The organism is Bradyrhizobium sp. I71, from assembly GCF_022354745.1.
Lineage (GTDB): Bacteria > Pseudomonadota > Alphaproteobacteria > Rhizobiales > Xanthobacteraceae > Bradyrhizobium > Bradyrhizobium liaoningense.
The window spans coordinates 6543736-6556305 of record NZ_CP059398.1; the positions used below are offsets into that span (position 1 = coordinate 6543736).

Below are 12570 nucleotides of genomic sequence, written 5' to 3' on the forward strand. Positions count from 1 at the left end.
GAATGAAGAGCGATCGCGGCGATATCGAACTGGCGGGCGTCTGCAAGAGCTTTGACGGTGCGACCTACGTGGTCGACGGCGTCAATCTGAAGATCGCGGACGGCGCCTATTGCTGCTTCATCGGCCCGTCCGGCTGTGGCAAGACCACGATCCTGCGCATGATCGCAGGCCATGACGACCCGACCGCCGGCGAGATCGTGATCGGTGGCCAGAACGTCGTCGGTCTTGCGCCGGTGCAACGGCGCACCGCGATGATGTTTCAGTCTTACGCGCTGTTCCCGCATCTGACCGTGCGGGAGAACATTGCCTTTGCACTTCGCGTGCGCGGCCAGTCCAAGTCCGATCGGCTGCGCGCAGCGGATGCCATGATTGAGAAGGTCAGGCTGACGCAGTTCGCCGACCGCTTGCCGGCCCAGCTTTCCGGCGGCCAGCAGCAGCGTGTGGCGCTGGCGCGGGCCGCGATCACCGAGCCGCGGGTGCTGCTGCTCGACGAGCCGCTGTCCGCGCTCGACGAGCAGCTCCGCGTCCAGATGCGCCAGGAGCTGCGGCGGATGCAGCAGGAGCTCGGCATCACCTTCATCCACGTCACCCATACCCAGCTCGAGGCGATTGCGCTGGCCGACCTCGTCGTCGTGATGGAGCAGGGCAGGATCAAGCAGGCGGGCCCGGCGCGCGACGTCTACGCGCATCCGCACGATCGCTATGTCGCCGAATTCATGGGCGGCCAGAACGTGTTGTCGGGCCGCGTCGAGAAGGTCAACGGCGCGAGCTTCACGCTCGCGCAGGCAGCGCCTGATGGCATCGAGGTGCCGTTGCGGCCACGCTCGGCCGTCAGCGTCGGCGACAAGGTCGATATCGCTGTGCGCCGCGACGACGTCGCGCTGGTCCGGCCCGGCAGAGACTTGCCTCCGGGTTGCACAACTTCACTGCCGAGCCGCGTGCTCGCGATCGAATACCAGGGCTATTTCGTCAAGGTCATGCTCGACACGGTGCCGGACGACGAGTTCGTCGCCTACGTGCCGGAGAAGACCTTCTTCGCAGATCCCTTCGCCGTAGGCGATGTCGTGATGGCCACATGGGCCGCCGGCAGCGCGTTGCCACTCGCCTGAAGACCCGTCGCGCACAGGAGCATGACCGTGCAGATATCCTTTACCCTCAACGGCCGCCCCACCACCGTGGATGTCGAACCGGCGACGCTCGTCGCCGAGCTGCTGCGCGAGCAGCTCAACCTGACCGGCACCCATATCGGCTGCGACACCAGCCAATGTGGCGCCTGCGTGGTGCATCTCGACGGCCTGCCGGTGAAGAGCTGCACGCTGCTGGCGCCCGCGCTCGACGGCGCGACGCTGCTGACCATCGAAGGCCTGCAAGGCGCGCCGGGCTCGAACCTGATGCATCCGATGCAGGAGGCGTTTCGCGAGCATCACGGCCTGCAATGCGGCTTCTGTACGCCGGGCATGCTGATGACGGCGGTAGCGCTGGCTGCCGAGAAGCCTGATTTGACCGAGGCCGACGTCCGTCACGGCCTCGAAGGCAACATCTGCCGCTGCACCGGCTACCAGAACATCGTGGTTTCCGTGATGGCCGGCGCTGCCGCCATGAACGCCGCCAAGGGAGAGTGACCATGGGCAATGTGATCGGCATTGGCGCCGCGCCGAAGCGGAAAGAGGACCAGCGCTTTCTCACTGGCCGCGGCAATTACGTCTCCGACATCAAGCGCCCCGGCACGGCCGCAGGCGTGTTCGTGCGCTCGCCGCACGGGCATGCGGTGCTGCGTGGTGTCGACAAGAGCGCGGCGCTGGCTGCGCCCGGCGTCATCGCCGTGCTGACCGGCGACGACGTCAAGGCCGATGGGCTCGGCTCGTTGCCCTGCGGTTGGGGCATCTCGGATGCCAAGGGCATTCCGATGAAGGAGCCGCCGTTCCCGATGCTGGCGCAGGGCAAGGTGCGCTTCGTCGGCGACATGGTGGCCTTCGTCGTCGCCGAGACGCCGGAGCAGGCGAATGTCGGGGCCGAGCTGTTGAAGATCGACTACGAGGTGTTGCCCTCCGTGGTTGGTGTGCTCGAGGCGATCAGGCCGAATGCGCCGCAGCTTTTCGACGATGTTCCGAACAACATCTGTTGCGACTGGGAGCTCGGGGACAGGGCCGCGGTCGAGACCGCGTTCAAGAAGGCTGCGCATGTCGCAAAGCTCAGCCTGGTCAATAACCGCCTGATCGGCAACCCCATGGAACCGCGCGCGGCGATCGCCGAATACGAGCCGGGCACCGATCGCTTCACGCTGTGGACCACAAGCCAGTTCCCGCATGTCGTGCGCTTCCTGATGGGTGCCTTGGTGCTGAACATCCCGCAGCACAAGCTGCGCGTGGTGGCGCCGGATGTCGGCGGCGGGTTCGGCGTCAAGCAGTTCCATTACGGCGAGGAGGCCGTGATCACCTGGGCCGCCAAGCGCGTCAGGCGGCCAGTGAAATGGGTGGCGAGCCGCTCGGAGGGCTATGTTTCCGACCGTCACGGCCGCGACCATGTCACGGAGGCCGAGCTTGCGCTCGACGAGACCGGAAAATTCCTCGCCTTCCGCGTCAACACGCTCGCCAATATGGGCGGCTATCTCTCGACCTTCGGGCCCAACATCCCGACCAATCTCTATGGGCCGCTTCTTGGCGGCGTCTACACCACGCCCGCGATCTACTGCAACGTGAAGGTGGTCTTCACCAACACCGTGCCGGTTGACGCTTATCGGGGCGCTGGCCGGCCCGAGGCGACGTTCGTGCTGGAGCGCATCGTCGATGTCGCAGCCAGCGAGATGGGGATCGACCGTGTCGAGATCCGCCGTCGCAACATGATCCCGAAGGAGGCCTATCCGTACCAGACGCCGGTATTGGTGCAGTACGATTCCGGCGATCCCATGGGATGTCTCGACGGCGCGCTGGTCGCCGCCGACGTCAAGAATTTCGGCATACGCAAGGCGGCTTCCGCCAGCAAGGGCAAGTTCCGTGGGCTCGGTTACTCAACTTATGTCGAGGCCTGCGGCCTTGCGCCGTCGCGCTTCGCGGGGAGGCTCGGCGCGCGCGGCGGCCTCTACGAGAGCGCCACGGTGCGCGTGCATCCGACCGGCCAGGTCACGGTCATGATCGGCACCCACAATCACGGCCAGGGCCACGAGACGACCTTTGCGCAGATCGTCTCGGAAAAACTCGGCGTTGCCTTCGAGAATGTCGACATCGTGTTCGGCGATACCGATCGGGTGCAGTTCGGCATGGGCACCTATGGCTCGCGCTCCCTCGTGGTCGGCGGCGCCGCATTGTCGAAGGCGACCGACAAGGTGATCGCCAAGGGCAAGAAGATCGCGTCCCATCTGCTCGAGGCGGCCGAGGTCGACATCCAGTTCGAGGCAGGAAAGTTCTCGGTCGCGGGCACGGACCGCAGCAAGACCTTCGAGGAGATCGCTGGCGCTGCCTATGTGCCGCACAATTATCCGCTGGAAGTGCTGGAGCCGGGGCTGGAGGAGCAGGCCTACTACGATCCCGTCAACTTCACCTATCCCGGCGGCTGCCACATCGCCGAGGTCGAGGTCGATCCGGAGACGGGCACGGTGACGCTGATCAACTATACCGCGGTGGACGACGTCGGCACGGTGATCAACCCGATGATCGTCGAAGGGCAGTTGCACGGCGGCATCGTGCAGGGCGTCGGCCAGGCGCTGTTCGAGAACGCGGTCTACGACGAAGGTTCAGGGCAATTGCTGTCGGGCTCGCTGATGGACTACTGCATGCCGCGCGCCGATCATCTGCCGATGATGAAGGTGGCGACCCATTCCACCCTGTGCACGCATACGCCGATGGGCGTGAAGGGGTGCGGTGAGGTCGGCACCATCGGCTCGCCGGCGGCGGTCATCAACGCGGTCGTCGACGCGCTCTCGCATCTCGGCGTCACCCATGTCGACATGCCGGCCACGCCGAACCGGATCTGGCGCCTGTTGCAGAACGCGTCGCTGCCGGTCGCCGCGGAATAGGGAGGACAACAATGAAGCCGTTTGCCTATCACCAGCCTGACCAGATTCCCGATGCGGCCAAGCTTCTGACCTCGATCGAGGACAGCAAGCTCGTTGCGGGCGGCATGACGCTGATTCCGACGCTGAAGCAACGGCTGGCCAATCCGCCTGCGCTGGTCGATCTGTCGAAGCTCGGGTCGCTGAAGGGCATCACCGATGGCGGCGCGACGATTACGATTGGCGCAATGACCCCGCATGCGGTGGTCGCCGCCTCCAAGCTGGTCCAGACGAAAATCCCGGGGCTCGCCGCGCTGGCCTCGATGATAGGCGATCCGGCGGTGCGCAGCCGCGGCACCATCGGCGGCTCGGTCGCCAACAACGATCCCGCGGCTGACTATCCCGCCGGAGTGCTCGGTCTCGGCGCGACTGTCATCACCAGCACGCGTGAGATCGCTGCCGACGAGTTCTTTCTTGGGCTCTTCGAGACGGCACTTCAACCGGGCGAGATCATTACCGCGATCCGCTTCCCGGTGCCGCTCAAGGCAGGCTACGCCAAATTCAAGGCGCCAGCCTCCCGCTATGCGCTGGTCGGCGTGTTCGTCGCCAAATTCGCCGATGGTGTCCGCGTCGCCGTGACGGGCGCCGGTCCTGGCGTTTTTCGCGTGCCGCCGATGGAGGCCGCGCTGTCGTCCAATTTCGATCCCTCGGCCATCGCTGCGATCAAGATCGATACGGACGGTCTGACCTCCGACATTCATGCCGAAGCCGATTACCGGGCGCATCTCGTCACGGTCATGGCCAAGCGCGCCGTCGACGCGGCGCTCAGCTAATCTTTAGGATTGATGATGACTGATGGTTCCGGCCGAACGGCCTTCCCGCCGGCGCCGACTGGCCTTGGTGCGCTCTCTGTTGCCGAGATCATGGCCGGCTACCGGCGCAAGGCGTTCACCCCGCGCGATGTGGTCGACGACACCATCGCTGCGCTTCAGGCGACGAACGAGGCCTGCAATGCGGTGGTGACGCCGATGTACGAGCAGGCGAGGGCCGAGGCCGATCGGCTCACCAGGGATATGAGTGCGGGCGAGGCCAAGGGGCCGCTTGCCGGTGTGCCAGTTACGATCAAGGATCTTGTCTTCGTCGCGGACGTGCCAGCCTATGCCGGCTCGCCGATGAACAAGGCGTTCGTGCCCAACGTCGATGCCGCCGTGGTCTCGGCGCTGAAGGCGTCCGGCGCGATCATCACCTGCAAGACCACCACCTGCGAGTCCGGCTACAAATTGACGGCCGACAGCCCGGTCACCGGCACGACGCGGAATCCCTGGAATCCCGGCCGCACCAGCGGCGGGTCGAGCGGCGGCGCAGCAGCCGGTGTTGCCGCCGGTTGCGGGCCGATCGCGATCGGCACCGATGGCGTCGGCTCGATCCGCGTGCCGTCGTCCTTCTGTGGCGTGGTCGGGCTGAAACCGACCTTCGGCCTGGTGCCGCGCTCGCCGGGCTTTTCGCCGCCGTCCTGGGCTTCGCTCGCCCATACCGGGCCGATCACGCGCACTGTCGCGGATGCCGCGCTCACCTTGGAGATCATCGCTGCTTACGATCTGCGCGACCCCGCGAGCCTGCCGGTGTCGCCACGCCGCTTCGACACCAACGCGGCGCCGTTGGATGGCATTCGCATCGGCGCCAGCGCCGATCTCGGCTACGCCGCTGTCAGCCCGGATGTGCGGGCCGCGTTCAGTAAAGCGCTGGCCGTTCTCGACGGTTGCGGTGCGCAGATCACCCTGGACGGTCCTGGCCTCGATCCCGGCATTTTGGAGCACACGCTGAAGCCGATCGCCTTCACCGAGCAGGCGGCGGCGGTGGCGACCAAGACCGCTGCCGATCTCGCAAGCTCGGAGGCCGACTACCGTGATGTCGTCACGGCCGGCCGGCGTTTCAGCGGCACGGACTACATCGAGGCCGGCTACCGCCGCGGCCAGGCGCGCAACGCGTTCGTAAAGCTGTTCGAGCGTGTCGATGCGCTGGTGACGCCGACGGTCGCGGTGACCGCGTTCGAGGCCGGGCGGATCGGTGTCGATACGATCGACGGCCGCAAGGTCGACTCGCATCTCGGCTGGTCGCCCTTCACCTGGCCGATCAACCTTGCCGGCCTGCCGGCGGCGACGTTGCCCTGCGGTTTCGACCGCGACGGCCTGCCGGTCGGTCTCCAGATCGTCGCGCCCTGGCTCGACGAACCCACGATCTTCCGCATCGCCGCCGCCTTCGAGCAGGCGCAACCCTGGGCCAGGTTCTGGCCGCCGCTGGCTTTACGTGAATTGGACCGAGCGCGTACCAAGGCGTGACGGGCCATGGTGGGATCCTGCTGCTGTTTTGCCCGACATGTCAAACCACGCTGCCGCCAGTGGATGGCCTCTTTGCTGCCCGCGTAAGTCCTTGATCCGACTAGCTCCGCCTACTGTGCATGGGGTTGTTTTCCCACTTTTTGTGGGAGAGCGCGGGACGCGCGCAATCTTGTCGTCTCAGGACAGCTCGATCGGCATACCCCTGCCGCTGAGCTCTTCGTCCAGGCGCAGATAGTGCGCGAGGTAGTCGTGCAGGGCGGTTGCTGCTTTCGAGGTCGCGCCGCTCGACTTGTAGAGCAGCAGCTCGATCTTCGGCAGCGGTGGAAGGCCTTCGTTCGGCCCGATCTCGCGCATCGCCGGCACCAGCGCGCTGCGCCCGAGCACGGTAACCGCCATGCCTGCGAAGGCCGCGGCCTGAAGGCCGCCGACGCTTTCGCTGACACAGGCGATGCGCCAGCGCAGGTTTGCGCGTTCCAGCGTATCGATGGCGTAGTCGCGATAGATGTTGCCCGGCGGCAATAGCGCGAGCGGGATCGGACGTTCCTGATGCGCGGCGGATTGCTCGCCGGTCATCCACACCAGTTGCTCTCGGCGAACCACCTGGCCGCCGGTGAAATCGTTCATGCGGGTGACGAGCGCGATGTCGACATCGCCGCGCTTGACGAGGCCGACCAGCGGCGTCGAAAGGGCGCAGTTGAGCTCCACCTGCACGCGCGGAAAGGATTTCCGGAACACGCTGAGGATCTGCGGCAGCATGAACGCGGCGTAGAGATCGGGCGTGCCGAGCACGACCTGGCCCTCGATCTCCTGTGACGCCAGCTGCGAGATCAGCTCGTCATGCAACCTCAGGATGGATTTGGCGTAGGTGAGGACGGTGGTGCCGTCGTCAGTCAGCGTCAGCCGCCGGCCGCCATGCTCGAACAGCTGCTTGCCGGTCAGCTCCTCCAGCCGCTGCAACTGAAGGGTGATCGCCGGCTGGGTGCGGCCAAGCCGGCGCGCGGTCTCGGTGATGCTGCCGGTCTCGACCACCGAGATCAGCGACCGGAGCATGCGGATGTCGAGACTGATGAGGTTCATGCGGCGTCCATGTCGCCCAGAATTTATGCAAGTTCCGTGCTACCTCTCGCGAGCTTGTCGATGACGGTCTTGTCGGAATGCGCCGGCGTACGAAGTAGCCCGCGGGCGAAGGCCATCAATCGTGGATCAGTGTTTCTCGTCCGCGAACAGGGTATGAATGCGCGGAGGCACGGTCGCTAAGCAACTCCGAGAGCAGGCTCGTCAGAACTGTGGCATCTGATGCGCCCAGCCTGTTCAAAAGGTTCTGTTGAATGGATTTGATGATTGGGCCGATGTCCTTGAATTGCTCTGCTCCTCGCTGCGAGAGGAAAATCAGGACCCTGCGCCGGTCCTGTGGATCGGGCGCGCGATAGACCTGCGCCGACTCGACCATTCTGTCGATGATCTTTGTGAGCGTTGGACCGTCGACCAAGAGACGGGTTGCCAGATCGCCCATCGGCAGCCCGTTTCCTTCGGTCAGCGCCTCGAGCACGCGGTACTGGTGAAGAGATAGGCTTCGTGGCTTGAGCTCCGCTTCCAGCATCTGCTCAAGCCGGCGATTCACACCTCGGATGAGTTCGGGGAGGTCCACGTTGCACCCTTAGCGAATTATTTGATATTTCAATATTTGCCTTGGAACGTAACGAGGGGCAAGCGAAAAGCAGGTTTGCGCGCAACTGCCTAGGGAAGGGGCTAATGCATCGGCTGGCGCCCTGAAAAAGGGCATGTTCCCTTCAGGATCGAGCGTTCGCGTCGTCAAACGGGCCGTCCCGGCACAGGATTGCCGTTGGCACGATTCGTGAGTGTTCTGTGCACGGAAAGTGCGGAGACACCATCGTTGCGTAGCGTCCGGATATGTCTGCTCATCCCGCAGAGCGGCGCCGCGGGGCTTTGGGCCCCGTCAGCCGAGGCGTGCGGACGCTTGGCCGTCGACGAGATTAACGCCATGTCCGGTGTCCTGCGCTGTCCCGTCGAATTGCACGTCGTGAACGCCGGAGAAACCGGCCCAAGTGCGGGGTGGGCCGCGCGCGATGCAATTGACATCGATTGTGTCGACGGCATCGTCGGAATGTTGCCGAGCTTCGCGCGCGATTTCGTGGCGCGCGCGGCCCGTGGTCGCGTTCCGTTTATATATACGCCGCAGTTCGAAGGCCGCTCATCGACGCTGGACGTCATGGCGACCGGTGAGACCGCCGAAGAGCTGCTTTCTCCCGCGATTCAATGGCTTTCGGAAACGAGGCGTGCGCGCCGATATTTCCTTTGCGGCAATGACTACGTATGGCCTCGCTCATCCCTTCAGATTGCGCGCAGGTTGATTGCCCGCTTCGGCGGCACGGTGACGGGTGAATATTATCTGCCGGTCGGCCAGCATGACTTCGACGAGATGCTGGACCGGATCAAGGCAACGCGCTCGGACGTCGTTCTTCCGTATTTCCTGGGCTCTGACTGCATCGCATTCAATCGCGCCTTCTGTGCGGCCGGGTTGAGTTCGCGCACGCTGCGGTTTTCCTCGGCGATCGACGAGACCGTGGCATACGGCCTCCATGTAGATGAAACCGAGAATCTTTACGCCGCTTCGAGCTACTACGGGTCGATCCGCTCACGTAACAATGGCGCGTTTCTGGAGCGTTATCATACGGCGTTCGGCGATAGTCCACCTCCCGTGAATGCCTTTGGTGAGTCCTGCTACGAAGGCATTTACTCGCTCGCGTCCCTGATCGAGGAGGCCGCCAGTCTCGATGCGCGCAAATTGACGCGCCTGTACGGAAGGACGTTCCAGCGACGCACGGCACGAGGCGACCTGGCGCAATCGGTGGTCGGCGGCCGCCATCCTATCTATCTGGCTCAGCTCGATGGGTACGATTTCTCCATCATCGCGCGGCGATAAAAACGCTTGCCTTTTCAAATATTGTATTAGTAATATTTTCCATCTCAAAGATTGAGGGGACATTTATGACTTTCTCCCGCCGTCGCTTCCTGCAGCGCTCAGCAATTGCAACGACCACGTTGATTGCTGCACCTGCAATCTTCCGCTCCGGCGCCTTTGGCGCCGAAAACCCGATCGTCGTCGGCAGCCTTCATGACCAGTCTGGTCCGATCGCAGCGTCCGGCACGCCCATGGTCTACGCGCTCCAGCTTGCCGTGGATGAGATCAATGCCGGCGGAGGATTGTTGGGGCGGCCGCTGAAGGTCATCCACTACGACACGCAGTCGAACATTCAGATGTACTCGCAATTCGCGCAGCAGCTTGCGGTGAAAGACAAGGTCGATGTCGTTCATGGCGGCATCACCTCGGCCTCGCGCGAGGCGGTGCGTCCGACCTTCGACCGATTCAAGGTGCTGTACTTCTACAACGTTCTCTACGAGGGGGGTGTCTGCGATCGCAACACCTTCTGCACCGGTACCACGCCTGCGCAGACCGTGGAAAAGCTGGTGCCGAGCGCGATGAAGAAGTCCGGCAAGAAGGCCTACATCATTGCCGCCGATTATAATTACGGTCAGATCACCGCGAAGTGGATGACGAAGTACGTCAAGGACAATGGCGGCGAGGTGCTGGCGACCGACTTTTTCCCGCTCGACGTCACCAATTTCGGCACGACCATCTCGAAGATTCAGGCGGCAAAGCCCGACCTCATCCTGTCGGCACTGGTCGGCGGCAATCATACGGCCTTCTACCGGCAATGGACCTCGGCCGGCATGAAGGGCAAGATTCCGATCGCGTCGACCACTTTCGGTCTCGTCAACGAGCCGACCACACTCGATGCGGCCGAAAGCGATTCCATTCTCGGCGCCTACGGCTACTTCGAGGAGCTTACCACGCCGGCCTCGAAGAGCTTCGTCGAGAAGATCAAGAAGGCCCATCCCGACTCCCCTTATGTCAGCGAGCTGGCTGCCTGCACCTATGAGGGCGTCATGCTTTGGGCTGCCGGCGTGAAGAAAGCTGCCAGCATCGATCGCATGAAGGTGATTGCCGCGCTGGAGGACGGGATCGCTTTCGATGGCCCGAGCGGCAAGGTCACCTTGGACAAGCCGACCCATCATACCACCCGAAATGCGTTCCTCGCCGAGGTGAAGGATCGCAAATGGTCGGTGCTGGAGAGTTACTCCGACGTCAAGCCGGCCGACACGGCGAGCGTCTGCGATCTCGTCAAAAATCCGAACGACACCAAGCAGTACATCATCAATCTTTGACGTTTGCCGGGCCTCGCCATCGGCGGGGCCCGTGACCTCGAGGGGACCGGAAGAATCCAAGAATGGCGATCTACCTCATCGTCGCGCTCGACGTCCTGAATGGGATATCGTCGCTGTTCCTGTTGTGCCTTGGATTGGCGATCATCTTCGGCATGATGAAGATCATCAATCTCGCCCATGGCGAGTTCATCATGCTCGGCGCCTATGCGACTGTCATATCGGCCAATGCAGGCGTCAATATCTGGATCGCGATGCTGGTCGTTGCTCCGCTCTTCGTCGGTCTCGTCGGTCTCGTCATCGAGCGGTGTCTTATTCGCTTTCTCTACGGTCGCCTCGTCGATTCGATGCTCGCGACCTGGGGGCTCAGTCTTCTCATCATCGGGATCGTCACTACGATCTACGGCAATACTCAGCAGGGCGTGCCGACCCCGCTTGGCGGCTTCTCCATCGGTTCGTATCAGTCGAGCTATTACACGCTGTTCCTGGCCGGAATGGCGGTGGTAATGATGGCCGTGGTCTACGGCGTGATGAGCTACACCCGCTTCGGCCTGATCGCCCGCGCGACGATGCAGAACCCGGCGATGGCGGCCACGCTGGGAGTCAATCCGGCGCGGGTCTACATGAGTACGTTCGCGGTCGGAGCGGCCATCACAGGGCTCGCCGGAGGCCTGCTGGCTCCGGTTTCGGGCATCACGCCCGGCATGGGTGGCGCCTACGTCGCCAAGGCCTTCATGACCGTCGTCGGGGGAGGCGCCGCCATTCTGTCGGGGACGATGTCGGCGGCGAGCCTGTTCGGTGCTGTCAATCAGGTCGGCGCCTTCTTCACCACGCCGGTCTATGGCGAAGTCCTGGTGTTCACGGCCGCAATCGTGCTGATCCGCCTGCTGCCGCAGGGAATTTCCGGCCGCTTCTTCAAGGGGAATCTGTAATGACCATCCGCTTTCGCCTTGTGGCTCAGGCGGTTGCCGTCCTCATCGCGATCATCGCGATCGTGCTGATCCCGAGCGTCATCGAGCTGTTCGCAATGATGCAGTTGACGTTGTTCGCGGCAATGGCGGTGCTGGCGCTCAGCCTCGCCTTCATCTGGGGCTTCGGCGGTATCCTGTCCTTCGGACAGACGGCCTTCTTCGGCCTCGGCGGCTATGCCTACGCGATATCAGCGATCAATTTTCAGGATTCCACGCCGTCGATCCTGCTTGCCATTATCATTCCCGCGTTGTTCGCCGCGATCCTCGGCTACTTCATCTTCTTCGGCCGTATCTCCGACGTCTATCTCGGTGTGATCACGCTCACCGTGACTCTGATCCTGTTCAACTGCGTCAACTCGACCTCGGGCGACGAGTACAGGATTGGGAAGGCGTTACTCGGCGGCTTCAATGGCATGCCGGCGGTGCCGACCTTCAACGTTCCATTCTATCCGGACCAAATCCTGTCGCCCGAACAATCCTGGTGGGTGACGGGTGGGACGTTGCTCGGGACATTTCTGCTTCTCCGTTTGCTGCTGTCTCTACCGGCTGGACGCGTCATCGTGGCGGTGCGTGAGAACGAGGTTCGTGCCTCGCTGCTCGGTTACGACCCGCGGAAGGTCAAGTTGCTCACTTTCATTCTGAGCGGCGCGATCGCTGGGCTCGCTGGTGCGCTCTACGTCAACTGGGGCGCGTTCGTCGGGCCGACCATCTTCAGCCTGTCATTGTCGGCGGAGATCATCATCTGGATCACGGTGGGCGGGCTCGGCACGTTGCTGGGTCCCATCGTTGGCTGTGTGCTCATCGAATACATCGTCGCCTATATCGGCTCGCAACAGGCCCTGAACTCCAACCTCGTGCTTGGTGCCGTGCTGGTCGTCTTTGTGCTGCTGCTCCCCAAGGGACTGGTGCCGACGGCGCGCGACCTGCTGATGCGGCTCGTGCCAGCTCCAGAAGCGAAGGCGCAGCCCGTAGATGATCAGGTGCCGCCATCAGTGGCCGCGTCCCACATGGCCGGAGCCGAATGACC

The 12570-nt window shown here is 63.4% G+C and carries 11 protein-coding genes; 9 read left to right on the forward strand and 2 right to left on the reverse strand.

The window, feature by feature from the left end; genetic code table 11:
- Window positions 1-2: 2 nt before the first annotated feature.
- Genes FJV43_RS31180 through FJV43_RS31200 form a run of 5 tightly spaced genes read left to right on the forward strand, consistent with a single transcriptional unit; the run spans window position 3 to window position 6327 of the window.
- Complete coding sequence (locus FJV43_RS31180) at window positions 3-1109, forward strand: ABC transporter ATP-binding protein (RefSeq protein ID WP_239622848.1); 1107 nt, start codon at window positions 3-5, stop codon at window positions 1107-1109.
- 21 nt (window positions 1110-1130) lie between these two features.
- Entirely contained in the window at window positions 1131-1622 is a 492-nt protein-coding gene (locus tag FJV43_RS31185; protein ID WP_197488783.1) for a (2Fe-2S)-binding protein, read from the forward strand.
- 2 nt (window positions 1623-1624) lie between these two features.
- Window positions 1625-4012: a xanthine dehydrogenase family protein molybdopterin-binding subunit gene (locus FJV43_RS31190; RefSeq protein ID WP_239622849.1), complete on the forward strand. Its 2388-nt coding sequence runs from the start codon at window positions 1625-1627 to the stop codon at window positions 4010-4012.
- Between the two features lie 11 nt (window positions 4013-4023).
- Entirely contained in the window at window positions 4024-4821 is a 798-nt protein-coding gene (locus FJV43_RS31195) for a xanthine dehydrogenase family protein subunit M (protein WP_239622850.1), read from the forward strand.
- Between the two features lie 15 nt (window positions 4822-4836).
- On the forward strand, window positions 4837-6327 hold the full coding sequence (locus FJV43_RS31200) for an amidase (protein ID WP_239622851.1): 1491 nt from the start codon (window positions 4837-4839) through the stop codon (window positions 6325-6327).
- Window positions 6328-6504: 177 nt separating this feature from the next.
- Here the strand turns inward: FJV43_RS31200 and FJV43_RS31205 are convergent, their stop codons facing one another.
- Entirely contained in the window at window positions 6505-7404 is a 900-nt protein-coding gene (locus FJV43_RS31205) for a LysR substrate-binding domain-containing protein (protein ID WP_131873151.1), read from the reverse strand.
- A 115-nt stretch (window positions 7405-7519) separates the two neighbouring features.
- Window positions 7520-7975, reverse strand: a complete 456-nt coding sequence (locus FJV43_RS31210) for a MarR family transcriptional regulator (protein ID WP_239622852.1) — start codon at window positions 7973-7975, stop codon at window positions 7520-7522.
- A 246-nt stretch (window positions 7976-8221) separates the two neighbouring features.
- Here FJV43_RS31210 and FJV43_RS31215 point away from each other — a divergent pair, with 246 nt between their 5' ends.
- From FJV43_RS31215 to FJV43_RS31230, 4 genes are all read left to right on the forward strand, one after another.
- The gene (locus FJV43_RS31215; protein WP_239622853.1) at window positions 8222-9271 is read left to right on the forward strand and encodes a substrate-binding domain-containing protein; all 1050 of its coding nucleotides are present in this window, start codon (window positions 8222-8224) and stop codon (window positions 9269-9271) included.
- A 65-nt stretch (window positions 9272-9336) separates the two neighbouring features.
- Window positions 9337-10575, forward strand: a complete 1239-nt coding sequence (locus FJV43_RS31220) for an ABC transporter substrate-binding protein (protein WP_239622854.1) — start codon at window positions 9337-9339, stop codon at window positions 10573-10575.
- Between the two features lie 62 nt (window positions 10576-10637).
- Window positions 10638-11504: a branched-chain amino acid ABC transporter permease gene (locus FJV43_RS31225; RefSeq protein WP_061020378.1), complete on the forward strand. Its 867-nt coding sequence runs from the start codon at window positions 10638-10640 to the stop codon at window positions 11502-11504.
- Window positions 11504-12568, forward strand: a complete 1065-nt coding sequence (locus FJV43_RS31230) for a branched-chain amino acid ABC transporter permease (RefSeq protein ID WP_239622855.1) — start codon at window positions 11504-11506, stop codon at window positions 12566-12568. Before FJV43_RS31225 ends, FJV43_RS31230 begins: the two co-directional genes overlap by 1 nt.
- The last annotated feature ends 2 nt before the right edge of the window (window positions 12569-12570 follow it).